Source organism: Nocardia speluncae NBRC 108251, assembly GCF_001613245.1.
GTDB lineage: Bacteria > Actinomycetota > Actinomycetes > Mycobacteriales > Mycobacteriaceae > Nocardia > Nocardia speluncae.
On sequence record NZ_BDBZ01000006.1, the window covers coordinates 23,951 to 45,514 of the forward strand.

Below are 21,564 nucleotides of genomic sequence, written 5' to 3' on the forward strand. Positions count from 1 at the left end.
GTAACGCAGTGAGCGTCGACAATCTGAAGAACTCGCTTCCCGAGTACGCCAAGGATCTGAAGCTCAACCTCTCCTCGCTGGCGCGCACGACCGTGCTCAACGAGCAGCAGCTGTGGGGCACCCTGCTGGCCACCGCCGCGGCCACCCGTTCGGCCACCACCCTGCGCGAGATCGCGGAGGAAGCGGCCGACACCCTGTCCGCGGAGGCGTACAACGCGGCCCTGGGCGCCGCCTCGATCATGGGCATGAACAATGTGTTCTACCGAGGAAAATCCTTCCTCGGCGGTAAATACGACGACCTGCGAGCAGGGCTGCGGATGCAGATCATCGGCACGCCGGGCGTGGACAAGAACGATTTCGAACTCTGGTCGTTCGCCGTGTCCTCGATCAACGGCTGCCAGCACTGCCTGGAGGCCCACGAGCACACCCTGCGGGAGGCCGGCGTGTCACGTGAGGTGATCTTCGAGGCCCTGCGCGCGGCGGCCATCGTGGCCGGCGTCGGCCAGGCCGTGCAGACGAACGAGGCCCTGGCGGGTGCCGCCGTCTGATCCGCCGCCCGGCACGATTTCGTTTCACCACCCTGTGGGGCCACCGGATTCGGTGGCCCCACAGGGCTTTTCAATGGAAGTACAGCCCGGCTCACACACTCGACGGGCCCGGCACAGCCGAGCCGACCACCCGGGCTCGCCAAGGCTCCGATCACACCTTCACGTCGGCGAACCCGGCCGGGCCGGAGGGGCACCGCCGAGGACCACAGCGCCCACCACCGGCACACCCCTGCCCGAGGTCGACCGCGATCCCGCCGGCTGAAAGACCGGCGGGATCGCGGCAGCCGCACGGCGGGGACCCGAGCCCAGCACACCGCGCGTCAACCAACTGTTGACGCATGCCGATCGTCAACCTAAGGTTGACGACGGCCGGTGTGGTCCACACCGGCGGAGGACCGATACGGGAGTGGCAGTGGCAGCCATCGAAGCGCCGGATACGGCGGATACGAAGAAGAAACGCGTACTCGTGGTGGGCGCCGGTATCGCCGGACTCGCCGCCGCCTTACGGCTGCACCGGCAGGGCTGGGACGTTGTGGTGGTCGAACGAGCCCCGGCCCGGCGCAGCAGCGGCTACCTGGTGAACCTGCACGGTCCCGGATACGACGCGGCCGAACGGCTGGGACTGGTGCCCGCTCTGACCCCGTCAGATATCGGCTTCTTCACCTCGATCATGGTCCGCGCCGACGGTCGCGAGAAGTTCCGGCTACCGGCCGCCGTCGCCGAGGCAGCCGTCGGCAATCGTGCACTGAGTATCTTCCGCGGGGACCTGGAATCGGCGCTGTACGACGCGGTGGCCGAGCATGCCGATATCCGGTTCGCCACCACGGTGCGCGCGCTGAGCCAAACCGCGGACGAGGTCGAGGCCACGCTCGGTGACGGCACACATATCCGGGCCGATCTGCTCATCGGCGCCGACGGAGTGCACTCCCGGATTCGTGAACTCGTCTTCGGCCCCGAAACCGAATACCTGGTGGACCTGGGGCATATGGTCGGCGCATTCCCGCTCGAGAAGGCCCCCGAGCACGTACCCGACGGCGCCGGAACCACGTTCATCGGCCCCGGCCGCACCGCCGCGGTGATGAACCTGGGCCCACAGCGTTCCTCGACGTTCTTCACCTACCGCTGCCCCGATACCCGCGCCGAGCTGGAGCTCGGGCCCGCCGCCGCGCTCGGCCGGTCGTTCGGCGATCTCGGCGGTGGAGTCACCGAGGCCCTGCACCAGCTCGGGACCGATCCGGCCGGCGCCTATTTCGATTCCGTGGGCCAGGTGGTCATGGACCGCTGGAGCGACGGCCGTATCGTCCTGCTGGGTGACGCCGCCTGGTGTGTCACCGTTTTCGCCGGCTACGGCGCGGCCCTGGCCCTCGACGGCGCCGACCGGCTCGGCGCGGCCCTCGACGACCACCGCGACGATATCCCCGGCGCCCTCACCACCTGGGAGTCGTCGCTGCGTCCGGAAGTGGACAAACGACAAACCTTGGCACGCAAAGGAATCAGCCGGTTCGCTCCCCCGACCCGCGCTCACGTCCGGGCCGGTGAACTCATGTTGCGGGCGATCGGGCTACCCGGTATCCGCGGCCTGGTCCAGCGTTCGATCCGGCGCGCGAACAACTAGCGTGGAACCCACAGTCGGGGATAGGTACGAGGCGTATTCCACCGCCCCGCGGGCACAAGTGGCCGACGGTGGATGACCGTCCGGCCGGCACACAGGTTCGTCCGAAAGCCCTTCCGCCGCCGTGTCGGCGCGGGCTATACCGCCGGGCACATCGCGGTCCGGTAGAACGCCGCGAGCGCGTCGTCGGTCGGGTGCGGCTGTGGCCGCCCGGTGGCGTCCGGCCGGTTCGCGCGCACCAGGTTCACCGCAACCGACATCTGCCGCTGCCCGTCGGCCGAATGCAGCGACATCATCGAGGCCCCGAAAACCGAACCGTCGTGGCCCCAGAACGTGCCGCAGCCCGGCAATTGCACTTTGTGCAATCCGAGCCCGTACTCGATCGGCTGCCCGTCCAGCGCTGTCACCGGAACCGTCTGCCGCATCTGCGCCAGCGTCTCCCGGCCGACGAGCGCACCGGTGAACAGCTCGCGGTAGAAGGTGTTCACATCGGCCATTGTCGAGACCAGACCGGCGCCGGGACCGAGCCAGGAGTTGTCGTAGGTGCTGTAATCCCGCGGCGGATCGATTGCGCCGTACAGCGCCTCGTACATCCGCGAGTGCGGTTCCCCGAGTTCCGGCCGGTCCGGGAAGTAGGTGTGCTCCAGCCCCGCCCGGCCGATCACCTGCTCGGCGATGTACTGCTCGAACGGGGTACCGGTCGTGTGCCGCACCAATTCGCCCAGGATGCGGTAGTTGGTGTTGGAGTACACGCCCGGTAGCGCGCCCGGCTCCCCGGCAGGCGCGTTCACACCCAACGCGATCAACTCCGCCGCATCCCACTTCCGGAACCGGTTGTCGTCCAGGCTTTGCGCCGAAACCTCGCCGCCCGTAAACATGCCCGCGACCGACGGGAACGCGTACGGCAGGTAGTCGGGCAGTCCGCTGGTGTGGTCGATCAGCATCCGCACCGTGATCTTCCGGCTGCGCTCCCCCGGCACCACATCCGGCAGGTAGTCGCCGATCGGCGCGTCGAGATCGATCCGGCCCTGTTCGACCTGCTGCATGACCGCGACCGCGGTGAAGGTCTTGGTGACGCTGCCGATGCGATGCCGCATGTCCGGGCTGACCGGGCGCCCGGAAGCCAGATCGGCAACTCCGGAAGCGTGGCCCCACACCTGATCGCCCGCGCGCACCTCCGCGAAAACTCCCGGCATCCCGGCACGCTCGATCGCCGTCAGCGCGGCGCGCAGGCGTTCGGTGTCCAACGCGTCCGCGGGCTCGGGGGTGACAGAGGATGCCATCGAGCAAGCGCTGATACTCAGCGCGGCGGTCAGCAATACGGCCAGGGATCGGATCTTCACGTCATCGTCCTCTCGAATCGGCATCGAACGCATCAACCTTCGCGCCGATCAGGGAGGTTGCGCGTCGGCCGGGAGGCTGCGCCGACCACGACGACGGTCGTAGGAGTTCAGTGCGCGGGCTACGCCGACCGCCGTATTCGGCGTAGCGCATCCCCACACGACTTCACACGGCGAAGGGTTGTCAGCCTGCCTCGCAATCGGCCCCCGCTCACGCGTGCCGCCCAGGGCTGCCGAGCCGCAGCCGGCTCACATCCGATATGTGCGCACTACCACCATCACATCGCTGTCCGGTCGGATCGAGGCGATCGTGTCCGCCGGTCGTGGCCGGAAACCGGGTGCGCCGGTGAGGCCGAGGCTTTCGTCCGCCGCGGTCACGGCAACCCGGTCCGCACCGGGAGTGCGCACTGTGAAATCGACCCCCTCCGGTGGCAGATCGCGGAAGCGGATCTCGCCCGGCAGGCCGTCCGGCCGCGTACCCGTGACCGGGACGGCGACCGGGGCGGCGCCGGGTACCGTCGTGGTGACGAGATCGATCGGCCGATCGAAGCGCAGGATCAGCGAGGACGCCGCGCGCGCAGATGTCACACGCATCGTCACGGTATCGCCGTCGCGGTGGCGTAATTCGACCCGCGGCCCCGGCGCATCGATCGGGTCCGCGGGCCCGGTCCACAGCGGTTCGGCTGTGTAACCGGCAGGCAGAACGGCGGTATCGCGTCCGGTGACGTACCGTCCGGTCCACTCGGTGGGATGCAGTTCGGCGCTCACCCAGTGCGCCTGGCCGGTTTCGGCGTCGAGAACGTAGGCGAGATGGCTGCGCTGGGGATGCGCCGGATCGGTCCTGTCGACGACCAGACCCACCGCCACCGAAACGATCCCCAGCACGGCAACGGTCGCGGGCACCGCCCAGAGCCTGGTCCGGGGTACTGCCCAGATCTTCCCGGTGAATGCCTCGGGCTCCGGCAGCAGCAGTTCCACCGCGGGCAGCAGCATGAGACCGAACAGCGCCAGACAGGCCGCGCCGGCTCCGGCGTAGACCATCCCGACGGCGTCGAATACGCCGCGCGCGAGCACCGGAAAGAATATGGCCGAGATCGAAAGCCCGGCCACCAGCGCCACGGCGGGCCAACCGGCCCAGCGCACCGGGATCATCGCCGACAACACACCGGCCGCGGCCAGCCCGGCAGGCAAGGTGAACAGGAACGCGCCGCCGGGCGCCACCGCCGCGCACACCAGGCCCAGCACCGCCGGCCAGGCGAGTGCCCCGACCGCGAGCGCGGCCGGCCCCAGCCGCACCCGCAACAGCAGGTACCAGACGAACAGCGCAGTGCCGGCCAGCGCGGCGAGCGCGGCCTCGTAGAAACCCGGCCGGTACAGCAGACCGTTCATCATGTGATATCCCGGCCGCAGCGCCACCAGCAGCCACCACAGCGCCTGCCCCAGCCCCATCACCACACCGATCGGCAGCACCACCGAAATCGCTGCCAGCGCCATGCGCGGCGTACTGGCCAGCTCCCGGCGTCGCGCCAGTACGGCCAGTCCCACCACGAACGCCGCGGCCAGCAATGCCAGCGGCCAGACCAGCGCATTCGGGTAGTGGATCGAGACCGGGCCGATCCGGAAATAGGTGGCGTCGCGGTCGGTGCGCAGCTCCGGCAGATCGGCGTCGCCGAGCGCCCGGGTGAGTGCGAGCATGTTGTCGCCGTGGTGTTGCAGACTGCGCGGGTCCAGGTTGGCCAGCGAATCACCGGCCGTGTGATAGAACGCCGGCTGTTCGATGTAGGCGAAGTTCATCCCGTCGAAACCGGCTGCCTTGAACTCGGTGAAGTCGGTGTCGTTCGGCAGGTTCCGGTAGATCTCGACCATCGACGAGTCGCCTCGGGGATCGGGCACGGTATCGGCGAACAGGGCCGACAACTCCGCGTTCCCCCTCGACGTTTCGAACATCAGCGAAGGCCCGCTCACGCCGCGCGCCTCCCAGTTGAGCACCACACCGCCCGCCCGGCCCAGCGGGTGCTCACGGACGAACGCCTCCGCCCCCAGCAGCCCGTCCTCCTCACCGTCGGTGAACAACAGCACCAGATCGTTGCGTGCCCCGCCTTGCGCACCGGCCAGCCGCCCCACCTCCAGCATCGCCGCGATCGCGGCCCCGTCGTCCGATGCTCCGGGCCCGGTGGTGGCGGAGTCGTAATGCGCGGCGATCACCACGGTTCCGGTCGGGTCGCGGCCCGGGAGGGTCGCGATCACATTGTCGACCCGGCCGAAGGTCACCAGGCCCGGCGCCGCCCGCGATCCGACCGCGTGCTGGATCTCCACCGCGAACCCGGCGGCCCGCATCTCCCCGGCGATATAGTCCTCGGCCCGGTCGCTTGCCGGGCTGCCGAGCGGTCTCGGTTCGGTCGCGAACCGCGCGAGGTGCGCGAGCCCCCGTTCGGCACTGAACTGCCCGGGCTGCGCGGCAGCGACCAGTTCCCGGTCGTTGCCTTCTGCCCGGACCGCCAGCGCCGCCACGCCCGCGAGAACCAGTAGCACCACGGCGCCCAGCACGCGATGCTGCGTGCCGATCAATTTTCGAACCACGATCAGACGTTAGAGGTCCCGACGACCGAGGTCACGCCCCCGGTACTGTGGGGCGGTCGAGACACAGTGGATGAACACCTGCCACACGCCTTTCACCCGCGGGTTTCGGTGAACGATCGAGCACCCGCACCTGTTGCCCGATGTCACAGCAGCGCCCAGGCCCCCGCCCCGGCGCCTCGGTGAGACGGAATCCGATCGCCCCGCCCACCGGCGCGCCGGTCACGGCGACCAGGGATTCCTACGTTCAGCCCCCGACACCGGCGGCCGGGCTGTGCACCCTCCCTCGGCAGGCGCCGAATACGCCCTCGGCGTCGAAGACCCGCTCGGCGAAGCGTTCGCCGATCAGGTGGTGCGTCGCGGGGTCCGGGTGGAGGCGGTCGGGTAACGGGTGGTCGGCGGCATCGGCTTCGCCGTACAGTTCGCGACCGTCGAGATAGAACAGATTCCGATCCGTCGCCGAGCGCTGGGCCACGATGTGGGACAGCTCGTCGCGGATGCTGCGGAGCGTCAGCTTTCCTTCCGTCTGTTCGGCCGGGTCTCCGGTGGCGACGAAGCGCATTTCTCCCGCACTCAGGGCCTCGAGATCGAACGCCCCGGGCCCCGGAGTGTTCTCGTGGATAGCGCAGTAGATGGACGAGATCACCAGCAGCGGCGTCGTGGGATGGCGGTCGCGAATCGTGCTGAGGAAACCGTGCACGGCCGGCCCGAAGGCACGCATCCGCATCACGTCGGCGTTGACGAGGTTGATGCCGATCTCGAGGCCGATGAGGTCGGCCCGTGTATCGCGGATTATCCGGGCAGCGAACGGGTCGAGCATGGCGCCGCCGCTCAGCCCCATATTGATCAGTTCGACCTCCCCGCGGGCAGCCGCCAGCGCGGGCCAGGTGGTGGACGGGCTACCCGCATTGGACCCCTGGCTGATCGAACTGCCGTACAGGAGCCAGACTCCGCGGCCGCCGTCGGGCACCGGTTCGACGGCCGCATCGGTGCGCAAACCGGCGAGTTCGGTGATTTCGTTGTGCGGCAGCCAGATTTCGACGTTCTTGAATCCGGTGGGGAGCTCGGCGAAACGCACGGTACCCACCGGACCCGGTAGCCGGGTGGTGCTTCCGGTGGCCATATCGATGGTCACGGTATCGCCGCCCGGAGCATGGGCCTGGGCGGCCAATCGGCCATCGATACGTAGGTCGTAGACGCCGGCCGGGCGGCGGGCAGCGCCCGCGTACCCCAGCCGGGTGGCCACGGTGTCGAGTTCGATCGTCGTGGCCGAGGTACCGAACACCAGCCGGACACCCGAAGGCTGGGTCTCTGCCGTCACCAGCTGCCCGTCGCCTTGTGCACGGGCCCAGGCCGGCAGCCGATGCGGCAGGATGCCGCGTTCGGTGCGCTCTAGTTCGAGGGCCCCGCGGACGATCTCCGCAGTGATCGCGGTCGTTGTCCACTCGGCGTCGCAGTGCATGGTTTCACCTGTACATCGGTTCTCGGAGGTTGCGCCGACCCCACAACGGGCTCGCGGCGCTCAGCACAGGCCATAGTAGATTTCCGGGCGCATGCGGTGCGCCTACTGGGCAGCGTTTTCCACGGCTACCCCGCCCTGGAACTCAGCGGCGGCTTCGACCACAGTGAACCTTCCGCCGCGGCCAGTTGGTCACGGCTGCTCGAGGTCCTCGATTTCACCCTGACCAACTGGCCGGTCCAACAGCAGTAGACCCCGTCACGGGCCGGGCTCTCCATCGTTGCGTCGATAGACTCACGAGGTGAGCAGTCCCGGCGCTCATCGCAGTCCTCGTCGGTTACGTGTTCGCCATACCAGCGGCGGTACGCCAGGGCCGTGCAGCCGTTCGAGGTCCGCGCCTACTTCGTGCTCGGCGGCGACCCCTTGCCGGCACTACCCGAGACCGTGGCCAGCGCAGCCACCGCAGCCACCGCGGCCGCCCCCCACAGCAACACGGTCAACCCGGCGCCGTCGAGGATCACGCCGCCCGCGAACGACCCCAGCGCGATACTTCCGGTGAAGGCACCGACATACAGGCCGGTGACGGCTTCCCGCCGATCCGGCGCGGCCTGGACAGCCCAGAGCTGGGCACACACCGAGACACCTCCGTAGGACACTCCCCACAGCACGAGTACCGCGGCGGCGCCGAGCGGGGTGGTTCCGAGCAGCAGCAGAGCCGGCAGGGCGACGGCGATCCCGATCGCCAGGACCAGCAAGGTCGAACGAATTCGTCGCGTGGCCGCTGCGCCCGCCGCGAAATTCGCGACGATCCCGCAGAGCCCGTAGAGCAGGAGCAGCAACGAGATCGCGATACCGTGGACACCGGACAACTCCTCCAACGCGGGCCGCACATACGTATAGGCCGCGAAATGCGCCGTGACGAGGAGACTTACCGCGACCAGCCCTCTTCGCACCGCCGGAATCGCCAGTAACGATCCGGTCTTCGCGTTGCCGGTCACCTCCGATTGTGCGGGGAGCGGAGGCAGGAGCACTGCAAGCCCCGCGGCAAGCACCAGAGCCGCCAGCGCAAGCGACCCGAAGGCACTACGCCACCCCGCGATATCGCCCAGCACGGTCCCGATGGGCACGCCCAGTACGGACGCGACCGCGACACCGCTCACCACCAGCGTCACCGCCAGACTCGCGCGGCGTTCGCTCACCAGCCGCGTGACCAGCGCGGCCGCCAGCGCCCATACGGTCGCCATGGCAAGCCCGACCACAACCCGGCCGAGGGCGAGCACCGCGAACCCTTGCGCTACCGCGGTGATCAGGTTGCCCGCGGCGAGCAGCAGCGCGGCCGCCACCAGAACGCGGCGGCGGTCGAGGCCACCGATCGCCCGCGCGACGAAGGGCGCGGCCAACGCGGCCACGACACCCGTGACGGCCAGGCTGAACCCCGCGGTTCCCGGGGAGATACCGAGCCCCTCCGACATCGGGGTGAGAATGCCGACCGGCAGCATTTCCGCCGTCACGACGAGAAATGTGGACAGCGCCAGCACGGCGACCGACGACCAGCGTTGCGCGGGTTCGGCCGCGGGCGGCGGCGATTCACTCACTATGGACATGAATCCAGTCAATGTTGCGCGGTATCGCGGAACAACAGTGATCAGCTCATTGTTCGATCAGCTGAACTGATCGATCGCGGTGACCGGGAGGAGCGGCATGCCGGACCTACCTGTCCGCGAGCTGGAATGTCTGCTGATACTCGCCGAGGAGCTGCATTTCGGCCGGACGGCAGAGCGGCTGCGGGTTTCGCAGAGCCGGGTGAGCCAGCTCGTGGCCGCATTGGAACGCAGCATCGGCACGCAACTCGTGCACCGCACCAGCCGCCGGGTCGCTCTCACCGATTTCGGTGCCGAGTTCGTGGAACGCGTACGGCCCGTATACACCGAGCTGACCGATCTTGTCGGTGGCGCGCGGCGTGAAGCCCGGCGCGAGCAGCCCGCCCCGATCCGCCTCGGCTTCCAGGGCATCGCCTACGAAACCGTCACCTGGACCCTCAACAGATTCACCCGCGAGAACCCGGACGTGAGCCTGTCGTTGCACGAAATACCGCTCGGCGATCCCTTCGGGGCCTTGCTCGACGGGCGCGTCGACGCGGCGGTGGCACTGCTCCCGGTGCGGGAGCCGGGACTCTCGGTCGGGTTCGTGTTCCCGCACGCGCCACGAATGCTGGCTGTAGGACACAGCCATCCGCTGGCGGGAGCCGAACGCATCGATGCGGAAGCGCTCGCAACCGTGGACCTCGTCTCCGCGGCGGGGCCTGCACCCGAGTATTGGCGGGACGTACATTTCCCTCGCTTCACACCGCTCGGCGCACCGATCACGGCGACGACCCGGGTGGCGACCCTCCAGGAGGGGATGACTCTCGCCGCCACCGGCCGGTACGCCCTGTTGACCTGCCGCCCGGTCGCGGAGCGCAATCAGCGCGCCGACCTGCGCTACGTCCGCGTCACCGGTTTCGACGAGGAGTCGAGAATGGCGTTGATCTGGCGTTCGGGCCACCGCCGGGCAGAGCTGACGAATCTGGCGGCGCTGCTGCGCGAACTTCCCGGCGCCCCGGCAGAACCGGCCGACCTGTTCGCCCCGGCGAGCTCGCCGCTGCCGGTGGTTTCCTGACGAGGCGGTCGGCACAGGCCCTGGCAGTCGCCGGCCGGAAGGTTCGGCGCCGAGTTGTCAGTGGTGGGGCACCATCAGGTCGAACAATCCCGGCAGCTCCTCGCGCAGCTGTGTGGCCGCGTCCGGCATCCCGGACAGCACGTAGAGCAGTGCTCGTTGAAAAACCCCGTCCAGCAGGGCGTATGCCGCTGCCGACGAGAGCGCCGGCGCCGTCCCGGCGAGTTCGGCGTACCGGCTCACCACTCGCCAGATCATGGCTTCGCGACGTTCGTCGATTTCCAGGACGTCGCGGCGGAAGGTTTCGTCGAACAGGCTCTGGTTGCGCAGGTCGTACCAGAGCCGGTGCAGCGGCGCGTCGGCGTCCAGGGTGGCGAAGAACATCGTGGTGAATTCGCCACGCAGCCGTTCTGCCGTTTCCGCCCCGGCGACGACTTCGTCGTAGCGGGTCACGCAGACGGCTTCGTATTGACGGACCGCCTCGGTGATGAGGTCGCGTTTATCGGCGAAGTAGTAGTGCAGGACTCCGTGCGTGAATTCCGAATTCTGCGCTATTTCCCGCAGGCTGGTGCGGGCGTAGCCCAGATCGGCGAGTGTGTGCAGCGTAGCGATGGCGAGTTCGGTTCGCCGCGCATCGAACTTGTCGACCTGGCGGCGCGCTATTCGCTCTTGCTTCGTCTCGACGACCTCGGTCACCCACTCGTCCCGTCAGCTCGGTACAACTCGTGGCAGCGGTACCCGGCAGCAGTCTATCGTGCACCATTTCCCTCGATCTTGACAACTGTCAAAGAAAATCTTGACGACTGTCCAAACGCTGTTACTGTGTGATCCACGCCGCATTCTCGCCCTGGCGAGCCCGGCGATTCAGGTTTCTCGACGAGGAGGTTCCGGATGACGAGCTATGACTTGACAGGCCGAAAGGCCCTGGTCACAGGAGGCGCACGCGGGTTGGGTGCGGGAATGGCCGAGGCATTGGCCGCTGCGGGCGCCGCGGTGGCCGTCGGCGATGTGCTCACCGAAGCCGGGACGGAGACCGTGCAGTCCCTGCGGAGTTCAGGCGCCACCGCCGAGTTCGTCGCCTTGGATGTCACCGACGATACGAGCTGGGCCGCCGCCGTACCGGCGGTCGTCGATGCGCTGGGCGGTCTGGATCTGGTGGTGAACAATGCCGGCGTCGAGATCACCAGCCTGCTCGCCGATCTCGACCCGGCCGGCCTGCGCACCATGCTCGAGGTGAATGTGCTCGGCACCGCGCTCGGCCTCAAACACGCGTTCCGGGCCATGCGCCCCGGCGGCCCGGCCGGTGGCGGCGGCGCCGTCATCAATATCGCCTCGGTCGCCGCGACCATCGCGTTTCCCGGTATCGCCGGCTACTCGGCCACCAAATCCGGTATCGACCGGCTCACCCGGGTAGCCGCCGCCGAGTCCGGCAAACTCGGTTACGGCGTCCGGGTCAACTGCATCTACCCGGGACTCACACCCACCGCGATGGGCACCCAGCTCGCCGTGGACTGCGCCGAAATCGGGCTGTTCGCCTCGCCCGAGGACGCCGTCGCGACCGTCACCGAACTGACCCCGCAAGGACGCCTCGGACAGGTCGACGATATGGCCGACGCGGTGGTGTTCCTGGCTTCCGACGCCGCCAAATTCATCACCGGGGCAGGACTTCCGGTCGACGGCGGCATGGGCATGTGAGCACTCTCCCCTCGAATGGAAGGAAACCCCCGTGGCAACCGACAAAAAAGTAGTCGTCTACGGCGCCTCCGGCTACACCGGCCGTCTGATCTGTGAATATCTGCGCGAGTACAACATCCCGTTCCTCGCGGCCGGGCGTAACCGTGCCCGCGTACAGGAGGCCGTCGCCGCGGTCCCCGGTATCGATACCGTCGAGTACGAGGTGGCCGAGGTCGAGCACGACGCGGCCGCGCTGGCCGAGGCGTTCCGCGGCGCGCAGGTCGTACTGAATACCGTGGGCCCGTTCGCGCGGTTCGGGCACGAAGTCGTGCAGGCGTGCTTGGAGATCGGGGCGCACTACACCGATACCAACGGCGAACAGAACTGGATGCTCGACGCCGAGGAACGCTACGGCGCCGAGTTCACCGCCCGCGAACTCGTCCTCACTCCCGGCCTGGCCCAGATGTACACGATCGGCGAGATCGCGGCGAATATCTGCCTGGAGACTCCCGGACTGGACACACTCGATATCGAGGTGTTCTGGAAGGGCCATCCGACGGTGGCCTCCACGAATACGATCCTGACCAACGCGGCCTTCGCCGCGGCGTACTACCTGGAACAGAACGAGTACGTGGAATGGCCGGCCGACGGCGGGCTCTACGAGCTCGTCGTCCCGGGGCAGCACGAACTCGGCCTGGCACTGCCGTGGGGGGGCACCTCGCATCCGGTGTGGTTCCGCCACGACCCTCGGGTAGCGAATGTGCGTGCCCTCGGCGGGGTGTTCAACCGTCCGTTGATGCAGGCCGTACCGCAGATCGTGGCCGGGGCCCTGGCAAAGATGGAGGGCCGCACCACCGAGGAGAAGTACCGAATCATCGACGAACAGTCGGCGCAGGTCCGCAGTGAGATGCCGCCGCGGGAGAACCCGCGGATCAACACCTCACTCGATTCGGTCCATGCCTCCGGCCCGCTGGGCCGCGCGCACTGTGTGATCCACGGCAACTGCAACTACAAGCAGACCGCGCTGCTCAACGCGCACGCGGCAGCGCATCTGCTGCAGACCCGTCCGCGCAGGACCGGTTTCGCCTCCAGCTGCCAGGCTTTCGGGCACCGGGAACTGCTCGGCACGCTGCGCGCGTTCGGACTCGTCCTGGAACCGAAGCTGGAAGTCCACCACTGATCCGCCCGGCCGGCCGTCACCCGGCGGCCGGCCCGGGTTCCCCACTCCTACAGCGAGGTACAGAAACGTGCGGTTGGCCGACTACCTGGACAAGGGCGTTTCCCTGGGCGCCGACGCCCCCTGTTTGACCATGAACGGTGCGTCCCTCACCTACGCCGAGGTGCAGTATGCGTCCCGGCGGATCGCCGCTGCACTCCATGCCTCCGGTGTCGGCCGCGGCGACCGGGTCGCCATCCTTTCCGGTAACGACCCCATGGCACTGACCTGCGTTTTCGGAATATCCCGCCGCGGCGCCGTATGGTGCCCGGTCAACCCCCGCAACGAGGCCGAGGAGAACCGGCAACTGCTCGACTTGTTCGGCTGCCGCTGCCTGCTGTTCCAGGAACAGTTCGCGCCGCTGGTGACCGCCATCCGTGCCGCGCTGCCCGCGCTGACCACCCTGGTCTGCCTCGACGGCACGGTCGACGGTGCGCTCACCTTCGCCGACTGGATCGCCGCCGCTCCCGAGGGCCCCTTGGCGGAGGTCGTGCCAGGTGGTGACGAGGTCTGCATGCTCGCCGGAACCGGTGGCACCACCGGAAAACCGAAAGGTGTCCGGCTGACCGGTACCAATATGGCCGTCTCCACTGCCTCCGCACTGATGAGTTACCCGTTCGGCGACCGGCCTCGCTACCTCGCGCTCGCACCACTCACTCATTCCGCCGGGGTGCTCACCTTCCCGATTCTGTCGCTGGGCGGGGAGGTCGTGATCATGCCTGCTCCCGACCTCGGCGCGTTCCTCCGGTTGATCGAGCGCTGCCGCATCACCCACGCCTTCCTGCCGCCGACAGTGATCTACGGCTTGCTGGATCATCCCGACCTCGAGACGACCGACCTGACCTCATTGCGCTGCCTCTGGTACGGGGCCGCGCCCATGTCACCGACGCGCCTGGAGGAGGCGCTGCACCGGATCGGCCCGGTGCTCGGACAGTTGTTCGGGCAGACCGAAGCACCCAATATGATCTCCACTCTCGCTCCCGCCGAGCATTTCCGTCCCGACGGGACGATCGCCACCGAACGGCTCACCAGCGCCGGCCGGCCCACCCCGTTGACCCAGGTCGCGGTGATGAACAAGGCCGGCGATCTATTGGACCGGGGCGAGCGCGGGGAGGTCGTGGTGCGCGGCCCCTTGGTGATGGCCGGCTATCACAACGATCCCGAGGCCACCGCGGCAGTGAGCACGCACGGCTGGCACCACACCGGCGATATCGGATACCTGGACGAGAACAACTTCCTCTACATCGTCGACCGGGCCAAGGACATGATCATCACCGGCGGTTTCAATGTGTACTCGGCCGAGGTCGAACGCGCGCTGTCCGCGCATCCCGCAGTCCAGGACAGTGCCGTCCTCGGCCTGCCCGACGACAAGTGGGGCGAACGAGTCACCGCCGTGGTCCAGCTGCGCCCTGCACAGCAGGCCACGAGCGCGGAACTGATCGACTTCGTGAAACAACGGCTGGGCAGTGTGAAAGCGCCCAAGCAGCTGGAGATCTGGCCGGACCTGCCACGTTCGAAGGTCGGCAAAGTTCTCAAGCCGGAGATCCGGAAGACGCTGGCCCCTCACACCCAGTAGTCACTCCGGCAGGCGGCGCAGCTCGCGCAGCAACCCCGGTTGTCGCGCGAGCTGCCTCAGGTCCGGCGCGCGCCCGTCGAGTCACCGTTCAGCACTCCCCCTTCGAAGTCGGTAACCGGCGCCGCTGCGCGGCCGAGCTCATTCGATCCCCGTCGGCGCACGGTCCACCGGCCGCACACCTCGAACGTGCTGGACGTGCGGCATATCGATCACCGGGACCGGACGGCAGTTACTCGGCGATTCCCGGCGCGGCACATCCACAGGCCGCCGCCGGTAAGGCTACGTTCGCCTGGCGGCACCGGCCGCGCGGTCTGTCCGGCTGCACTTTTCGCCGGAAATCGCGTCGCACCAAACCGGAGACCGTGGCAGCACGAACCCCTTCCGATGTCGATCCGGACCCCCGGCGAACACGGCGGCCCCGGCGTCATCGCCGACAGTGACCGCGCGAGGCATACGAAAGGCCCCGACTTTGACAACGCGATCCCTACGCACCACCGCAGCACGCTGCACCCTCGCCGCCGCCCTGGCCACCGCCTGCCTGATCGGCACCGGCAGCACCGCGACAGCGGCCCCGGACGCGGCGGCCGTGGTCTCGGTGGAGCAGGTGAACGACCGGCAGCAACTGGTATCGGTGTTCTCACCGGCGATGAACCGGCCGATCCAGCTGCAAGTGATCCGCGCCGCCGACGGTTCACGACCGCACCCCACGCTGTACCTGCTCAACGGTTCGCAGGGCGGCCCCGGCGGCAGCGGCTGGGATGTGCAAACCGACGCCGTCGGCTTCCTGCGCGACAAGAACGTCAATGTGGTGACCCCGTTCGACGGTGCCAGCTCCTACTACACCGACTGGATCCGCGACGATGCCGCGCTGGGCCGCAACAAATGGCAGACCTTCCTCAACGAAGAGTTACCCCCGGTGATCGAGGAATTCCTGGGCGCCGACGGTAACCGGGCGCTGGCGGGTGTATCGATGAGCGGCACCTCCGTCCTGAACCTCGCCATCGCCAAACCCGGCTTCTGGAAAAGCGTGGCGTCCTATAGCGGTTGCGCACAGACCTCCGACCCGATCGGGCAGGAATTCGTCCGGATCACCGTCGAGAACTGGGGTGGCGGGCAGAGCGTCGAAAACATGTGGGGCCCACGCAACGGACCACTGTGGCGCGCGAATGATCCACTGGTACACGCGGACCGGCTGCGCGGCACCGCCATTTATCTGAGCACGGGCAGCGGTATCCCCGCAGCACCGCACGACACTCCCGCGGACAAACGGGTCCAGGAGGGCCGGATCCCGCTCCCGGTCCAGATCGTCTTCGGCGCGCCCATCGAAGCGGCCATTCAGCACTGCACGATGAACCTCACCAACCGGCTACAGGAACTGAACATTCCCGTGACACTGCACGATCGGCCGGTCGGCACCCACTCCTGGGGTTACTGGGAGGACGACCTGCACCACTCCTGGCCGTTCCTCGCCGGCTCGCTGGGGATCACCGCCTGAGCGGCGGCAGCCGGTGGAGCACACCAGAGGAGGGCCGGCCAAGCGCTCGAAACGGTATGACCGACAGGAAGACAAGCCGTTGCCGTTCCGAAACGGATCAGCCATCAACGAAGCTCCGTGAACCCCGATAGATCAATCATGAATCTGAAAACGCACACGTGGTAAGCCGATTTCGACCCTGGTGGGAGTGGCCGCGGCAGCGGCTGCCGCCGCACTCACCGGGTTCAGTGGCTCGGCGGCGGCGGTGCCGTGGAATCAGGTCACGCAGTTCAACTCCGCACTCGCCCGGATACCGGGAACGGCTGCTCGGCCATTATCAACGCCGAAACGGCCCCGCAGCCGCAGGCGGGGCATCTCGGGGTCAGGGTGAAGATCACGCAGACCGGGTCGTCCTGCGAGCCCTACCGGGTGGCGATCCGGTGGAAGAACCTCGACAGCGGCACCACCGGCGGGCAATCCCAGAAGGTCGGCGCCAACGGTGTAATCGAGACCGGCCCCGACAGTGTGATCACGGGTATGGGCTTGGGACCCGGGGTCGGGCGGGTGGAGGCCACCATTGTCGCCACGGCCGACCTGTACCCACAGCATCCTGAACTGGAACAACTCTCGGGCATGGCCTGGTTCACCCTCAACGAGTAGCACCGAGTCCGGGCTGCGGCGGCGGATTCGATCGTCCGCCCCCTGATCGTTTCCGATACTTCGTTCACCGCTCACACTGGATCCCACGATCACGGCCACGCTCGTCCCGCCCTCGCCCAGTCCTCTCCGGTGACGGTGGTTGGCGGTGAGGTGAGGCGATCCCGGGGGTGGGCCTGTTGACGATCAATAGATCTGCCGCCTCACGGCCGGTCATGGGTAGATGCTTCCCATTTCGTGCTGCTTCCCGTGCCTGACGTGCGGACTCCGCCACCCGTTGCGCGGCTTCCCGCTGTCGCTGCCACGCCACCGCCTGATCTCTCGACCGTTGTTCGGCCTCCCGCTCTCGGGCGATTTCCCTGATCCTTTCCAGCCGTTTACGAGCACGATCCGCGCGATCCAACTCATGGATCCGCACCAGCTCGAGTTGCTTACTCGCCAGCGATCGACCCATTCGAATCGCACGCAGTGCATCCGCTCGGGAGACCATCTCATGATGAAACCGGCCGGGAAAATCGCGGGCCATAGCCTGCATTTCGTCGTGTACTGTGGCCGGAATTTTTTCGCCGGCCACAGTTTCCCACCGGCTGTGTGTGAGTTGGCCGGACGACAGCCCGGAACGCTCGCGCTCGAGCTGCCGCAACGCCTCCCGTTCGTTGATTCGGCCGGATTTCCGTTCGACGCCTCGAGTTCCGCGGCCGTCCGACCGCGCCGAATCCAGAACACGCGCACCTTTGCCGGTGACCAAGGCAAACTGGCGTACCCAGCCTTTCTCAGCCGTTTCCCCCCGCTCCCGAGCCCGGCCGAGCTCGAAGTACAAACCTCGTTCATATCTGGACAGTTGCCGCCGCACGGCATCGTATTCGGGCACAGGAGCACCCACCCCCATCAATCGGAATTACAGTGTGAAAGGGCGTAATCTCCCGCAGAAATGGGGAATTATGTGGAATTCCGGCCCTGCGGACCGGCGTCGGTCATGTTGTATTCGACCATTCGAGGGCCGTAATTCTTTCTGAACAAGGTCTCCGACATCGCGACCACATCCCGAATGTCGTCGCCGTACCGCACCGCCGGCCCGAAATCGGAGTACAGCAAAACTCCCCACTCTGGACGGTTCGCCCAGGTCATTCCAGAGCGCCGCACGTAGCACTCTCCCAGGAAGCGAACGAAACCATCAGCGACATACCAGTTTTCCGGTGCTACGAAACCTGCCCAGTCACCGAAGAGTTTTTCCGCTGCCTCCAGCACCTTCGTGGACAACGGCGGTTTCCACCACAGCGAATCCGGGGTGACGTCGGGAGCCACTTCGGCCAGAAACGCTCGGATGCCCAACTCCATACGTTCGGGCGCCACCCAATCCAGCCATGCCTGGGTTTTGTCATCGAAGTCGATGTCGAACCCGAGCTGGTTGTCGCTCTCCACGATGAGGCCTCCGCTGCTGTCGTTGTTCCCGTTCACGAACCCATCCGTCTCCAAGCACGACCATGATGGCATCGCATGGCCGATCGAGTGCTTCCGCACACCGGCAGCACACGGCGGACGAGGCGAGTCCACGTCGAAGCCATCGGGCCGATCGACGAGCACGGGCCAGAAGAGTGCCGCCGTCAGGCATAGCAATGCGAAGGCCAACAGAACCAGCTGCAAATCCCAGATCATCGCGGGCCACTGTCGCGTCCGACGACCGGCCAGCGGTAGCCGAGTGGATACACTCGCATCGGTGTGATGAGTACAGCGAGATCAGTAATGAGGCACCGGATCGGTTCGCCGTGCTCAAACCCTGGCACGACCACCGCGTCGGCGGCGTACTCGCTCAAATGCTGCGCCACAACAATGCCTGATATCACCGGACCCGTGTCCGTGATAACTGTGAATACCAAACGACATCCGTGACGGCGGGCGAGCGCGTCCAGATCTACTCCATGAAAGGGGATATCCCGCCGGACGAACCCGATTGCACGGCGTTGGTCATCCGACTGATCGGTGGACTTCATACCAGCAGAGTCGCCTGTACCCGTACGTCGCTTCCAACAACTACAAGCTGTACAACAGCGGGTTGTATCGCCTCAGCACAGAAGCGAGACCGCCCGCCTCAGTGCCGCGACGCCCGCCGCTTGCACCGGGTACTCATCGATAAGAGCTTGCACGTGTTCGGCAGCGAAGGGCTGCCATTCCAGGACCTGGCCTTCGTCATTACCGCTCACCACATCACCGAAGAGGGCATCGAACACCGGCCCGTCGATAACGACCGCTGTGAGCAGGTCGGTTGCGAAGGTCAGCGGGTCGGCACCGAGTCCGAGGCAGTAGGCGGTCACAGTTCCGTCCCGCCGAGCCCGATCGAGAGTGGCCGCGAACTCCCATGCCTCGTAATCGATAGGTGCGTTCTCGCTCCCATGATCTTCCCCGGCGCCCGCCAGCTCCTCGGCAAACTCACGAGTCATATTGCGCCACAGGGAGAAGTCGTTCTCGATATTCCATGTCGCGTACCCCGAAGGCTGAAAAATACCGACAGGTACAGCCTGATACATGCCCCCGGCGTGGCCGACCTTTCGGGGGTCACGCCAGTGCAGCAGGAACGACTTCTCGTCGGAGGCCGGGTCCCGACGAATGGTAACAGTCGTAATCGCCAGGTTCACCGGCCGCTGTTTCGGGTCACACGGGTTATCGATGCTCGACCGTACCCCGGGAACGCCACAATTTCCTCGCAGGTCGAGAACGAATTCATGTGCCGCCGCTTCTCCGACGTCGATGCTGTCGAAATATGTCCCGAGCCCGAATCGCATCCACGGTGACTCAGCGGTGAGGTCGGCCGCAAGAAGCCGGTAGGTCGGCCGGTCCTCGAAGACTGCGGGTGCAACCAGTTCTCCTATGGCCTCGGCGTAGCCCGCGTACCGCTCGCCCGTCGCGCGAGCCGGAACAGCGGAACTCACTGTTACGAGATGGGTTTCCGCCTGTTCAGTGCTCGAGGCCAGCTCCAGTACCAGATCTTCTAGTCTGAACGGAGCAACCGGGAGCCATTCGGTGTCCGCGAGTAACGCGGAGTCGGCTACCCGATGAAGCGCCGGGTATCTCCGCGCGGCGGCGGCGTCGAGCATCGTCCGGTTCTCACGCAGGTAGGAGCGTGTTTCTATCCATGCACGCTCGCTCTCGGTCAGTTGACGTGCGGTCCCGCTCACGCTCATCTCATACTCCTGAGGCTCGGTCTCAGCTGAACAGACTGTGCCGATGCTTCCATGCCAGGGCCAGGCACGCGGCTCCCGGCGCCGCGAGCGGTTCCCTGTCGAGAAGCCGGTCGACAGCGGAGGCTGTGAACGGTATGCCGTCGGCAGCAGAGCCGTCGCCGAACGCGACGACCTCGCCTTCCTCGTTGAACCGCACCGTCGCACCGAACACCTCTTCGAAAACATCGTCATCTATGACGACTACTGTCAGGATCGTTGCCGCCAAAGTGAGGGCGTCCAATCCCATGCCGAGAACGAATGCCGTCAATTTCCCCTGGCCCCGCGCGGCGCCCAGCTGCTGATACAGCGGCCATCGAACGTAGTCGATCGGCGCGCTTCGACTACCGTCGTGCTCGGGCCGCCCCAGCAGTTCCTCCGAAAACTCGCGAACAATATTTCGCCACAGCGAGAAGTCATTTTCCCGGTCCCACAATGCGACGCTGGAAGGCTGGAACTCGCCGGCCGGAACAACATCGTAGATACCGGCAGCGGTCGCCACACGATGGGGATCACGCCAATGCAGTAGGAACGACGGTTCGGCCGGATACCGACGCAAACGCACGGTCAAGGTCGTGATTGCGGGAATGATCGCCCTGCGCGCTGCATCGAAAGGGTCACCGATCAGCTCTCGGAAGGGCAGGTTTCCCCGTAGCGCGGCCGCGTCTTGCACAGAGCCGTCCATGGTTGCTGCGGCCAACTCGTGCGCGAGCGCTTCGGATACGTCGATCTTGTCGAAATATGCGGCCAATCCGAAGTGCATCTCAGGTGCAGATACCGAACCGCCGAGGTACCGGTAGCTCGGTCTGGACTCGAACAGCTCGGGGGGATCCAGGTGCTTCACCGCCGAGGAGTAGGTTTCGAACGCCGCGTCCGGGGTTCGTAGCGGCCGTATCGGTGTAGTCACCGACTCGGCTCCGGTGAGGTGGGCCGGCTGTGGTCGTTCGTCCAAACGCAGCCGCACCGAGCCCAGCTCCACCGGCCGGTCGGCCAGCCAGTCTTCTCCCGTAATGAGAGCCGTTCTGGCTACCGGATTCTCACCGGCATGCCATTCGACGGCCATATTTCCGAGCTCGGCGCGATGCTGATTGAGCCACTGGCGCTGAACTCGCCACCGCCCCCGGCTTTCCGCCACGGCCGCGGTAGTTTCCCGCGGCATGGGGCCACTGCGTCTTCGGCCGGCGAGACCGAGCTCTTCGGCGGGAATCCCCAGCACGCGCACGAATCCCTGACGCTGATCCAGCGTAAGGTTCCGCGCACCGGTCTCCACCTGGCTGAGGAACTGCTGTGTGATTCCCAGGTCACGGGCAACCGCTGCTTGTTTCAGCCCTTTCGCTAGTCGGTATTCACGAACCAACGGGCCTACCCGACGGTCCGAGCTCGGCCCATCGCTGCGTCGCAGCCACGCGAACTCCTCAGTGCCGTCCACGGTCGAATCCTTCCCGAAACTGTTGCGGTCGGTGACCATATCCACGAACTTCCCTACCTCGATGACACATCTGGTAGGACTCACCCGACGACGAGTCCGTCGACCGCCCGATTGCTCCGGTCCATCGCCGAC

Annotated in this window: 18 protein-coding genes; 9 read left to right on the plus strand and 9 right to left on the minus strand. The window is 66.8% G+C overall.

Annotated features, from left to right (window positions below; translation table 11 throughout):
• The first annotated feature begins 8 nt into the window (after nucleotides 1-8).
• Nucleotides 9-548, plus strand: coding sequence for an alkylhydroperoxidase, AhpD family (gene ahpD, locus NS6_RS08385; RefSeq protein ID WP_068039112.1), 540 nt, complete (start codon nucleotides 9-11; stop codon nucleotides 546-548).
• A 412-nt stretch (nucleotides 549-960) separates the two neighbouring features.
• Entirely contained in the window at nucleotides 961-2,163 is a 1,203-nt protein-coding gene (locus NS6_RS08390) for an FAD-dependent oxidoreductase (RefSeq protein ID WP_174552574.1), read from the plus strand.
• A gap of 134 nt (nucleotides 2,164-2,297) precedes the next feature.
• Here NS6_RS08390 and NS6_RS08395 read toward each other — a convergent pair whose 3' ends face one another.
• The 3 genes from NS6_RS08395 to NS6_RS08405 form a co-directional block, all read right to left on the minus strand.
• Nucleotides 2,298-3,527: a serine hydrolase domain-containing protein gene (locus NS6_RS08395; RefSeq protein WP_245669199.1), complete on the minus strand. Its 1,230-nt coding sequence runs from the start codon at nucleotides 3,525-3,527 to the stop codon at nucleotides 2,298-2,300.
• 222 nt (nucleotides 3,528-3,749) lie between these two features.
• On the minus strand, nucleotides 3,750-6,080 hold the full coding sequence (locus NS6_RS08400) for a M28 family peptidase (RefSeq protein WP_068039119.1): 2,331 nt from the start codon (nucleotides 6,078-6,080) through the stop codon (nucleotides 3,750-3,752).
• A 244-nt stretch (nucleotides 6,081-6,324) separates the two neighbouring features.
• Entirely contained in the window at nucleotides 6,325-7,539 is a 1,215-nt protein-coding gene (locus NS6_RS08405) for an SGNH/GDSL hydrolase family protein (RefSeq protein ID WP_068039122.1), read from the minus strand.
• Here NS6_RS08405 and NS6_RS36425 point away from each other — a divergent pair.
• The gene (locus tag NS6_RS36425) at nucleotides 7,534-7,788 is read left to right on the plus strand and encodes a TetR-like C-terminal domain-containing protein (protein ID WP_371859316.1); all 255 of its coding nucleotides are present in this window, start codon (nucleotides 7,534-7,536) and stop codon (nucleotides 7,786-7,788) included. The genes NS6_RS08405 and NS6_RS36425 overlap by 6 nt on opposite strands.
• Before the next feature lie 146 nt (nucleotides 7,789-7,934).
• Here NS6_RS36425 and NS6_RS08410 read toward each other — a convergent pair whose 3' ends face one another.
• A complete protein-coding gene (locus tag NS6_RS08410) occupies nucleotides 7,935-9,140 on the minus strand; it encodes an MFS transporter (RefSeq protein ID WP_068039124.1) in 1,206 nt (401 codons plus the stop codon).
• 97 nt (nucleotides 9,141-9,237) lie between these two features.
• Between NS6_RS08410 and NS6_RS08415 the strand changes: the two genes are divergently transcribed.
• Nucleotides 9,238-10,194, plus strand: a complete 957-nt coding sequence (locus NS6_RS08415; protein ID WP_068039126.1) for a LysR family transcriptional regulator — start codon at nucleotides 9,238-9,240, stop codon at nucleotides 10,192-10,194.
• A 57-nt stretch (nucleotides 10,195-10,251) separates the two neighbouring features.
• Here NS6_RS08415 and NS6_RS08420 read toward each other — a convergent pair whose 3' ends face one another.
• The gene (locus NS6_RS08420; protein WP_068039128.1) at nucleotides 10,252-10,887 is read right to left on the minus strand and encodes a TetR/AcrR family transcriptional regulator; all 636 of its coding nucleotides are present in this window, start codon (nucleotides 10,885-10,887) and stop codon (nucleotides 10,252-10,254) included.
• Nucleotides 10,888-11,082: 195 nt separating this feature from the next.
• Here NS6_RS08420 and NS6_RS08425 point away from each other — a divergent pair, with 195 nt between their 5' ends.
• The 5 genes from NS6_RS08425 (at nucleotide 11,083) to NS6_RS35705 (ending at nucleotide 16,791) form a co-directional block, all read left to right on the plus strand.
• A complete protein-coding gene (locus NS6_RS08425; RefSeq protein ID WP_068039131.1) occupies nucleotides 11,083-11,886 on the plus strand; it encodes an SDR family NAD(P)-dependent oxidoreductase in 804 nt (267 codons plus the stop codon).
• Nucleotides 11,887-11,917: 31 nt separating this feature from the next.
• Nucleotides 11,918-13,045, plus strand: a complete 1,128-nt coding sequence (locus tag NS6_RS08430) for a DUF5938 domain-containing protein (protein WP_068039134.1) — start codon at nucleotides 11,918-11,920, stop codon at nucleotides 13,043-13,045.
• 67 nt (nucleotides 13,046-13,112) lie between these two features.
• Nucleotides 13,113-14,657, plus strand: a complete 1,545-nt coding sequence (locus NS6_RS08435) for an AMP-binding protein (RefSeq protein ID WP_068039137.1) — start codon at nucleotides 13,113-13,115, stop codon at nucleotides 14,655-14,657.
• Between the two features lie 469 nt (nucleotides 14,658-15,126).
• Nucleotides 15,127-16,152, plus strand: a complete 1,026-nt coding sequence (locus NS6_RS08440; protein WP_307647238.1) for an alpha/beta hydrolase — start codon at nucleotides 15,127-15,129, stop codon at nucleotides 16,150-16,152.
• A gap of 366 nt (nucleotides 16,153-16,518) precedes the next feature.
• Nucleotides 16,519-16,791 carry a hypothetical protein gene (locus NS6_RS35705; protein WP_245669200.1) on the plus strand — a complete coding sequence of 91 codons (273 nt, stop codon included), beginning with the start codon at nucleotides 16,519-16,521 and terminating at the stop codon, nucleotides 16,789-16,791.
• Nucleotides 16,792-17,727: 936 nt separating this feature from the next.
• Here the strand turns inward: NS6_RS35705 and NS6_RS08455 are convergent.
• The 4 genes from NS6_RS08455 to NS6_RS08465 all read right to left on the minus strand — a co-directional run bounded on the left by NS6_RS08455 (nucleotide 17,728) and on the right by NS6_RS08465 (nucleotide 21,516).
• Nucleotides 17,728-18,444, minus strand: coding sequence for a hypothetical protein (locus tag NS6_RS08455; protein ID WP_068039143.1), 717 nt, complete (start codon nucleotides 18,442-18,444; stop codon nucleotides 17,728-17,730).
• Nucleotides 18,441-18,779, minus strand: a complete 339-nt coding sequence (locus tag NS6_RS33740; RefSeq protein ID WP_245669201.1) for a glycosyltransferase family protein — start codon at nucleotides 18,777-18,779, stop codon at nucleotides 18,441-18,443. The genes NS6_RS08455 and NS6_RS33740 overlap by 4 nt, the downstream gene beginning before the upstream one ends.
• A gap of 72 nt (nucleotides 18,780-18,851) precedes the next feature.
• Nucleotides 18,852-19,967: a hypothetical protein gene (locus tag NS6_RS08460; protein WP_068039146.1), complete on the minus strand. Its 1,116-nt coding sequence runs from the start codon at nucleotides 19,965-19,967 to the stop codon at nucleotides 18,852-18,854.
• A gap of 22 nt (nucleotides 19,968-19,989) precedes the next feature.
• Complete coding sequence (locus NS6_RS08465; protein ID WP_157112662.1) at nucleotides 19,990-21,516, minus strand: helix-turn-helix domain-containing protein; 1,527 nt, start codon at nucleotides 21,514-21,516, stop codon at nucleotides 19,990-19,992.
• Nucleotides 21,517-21,564 lie beyond the last annotated feature (48 nt).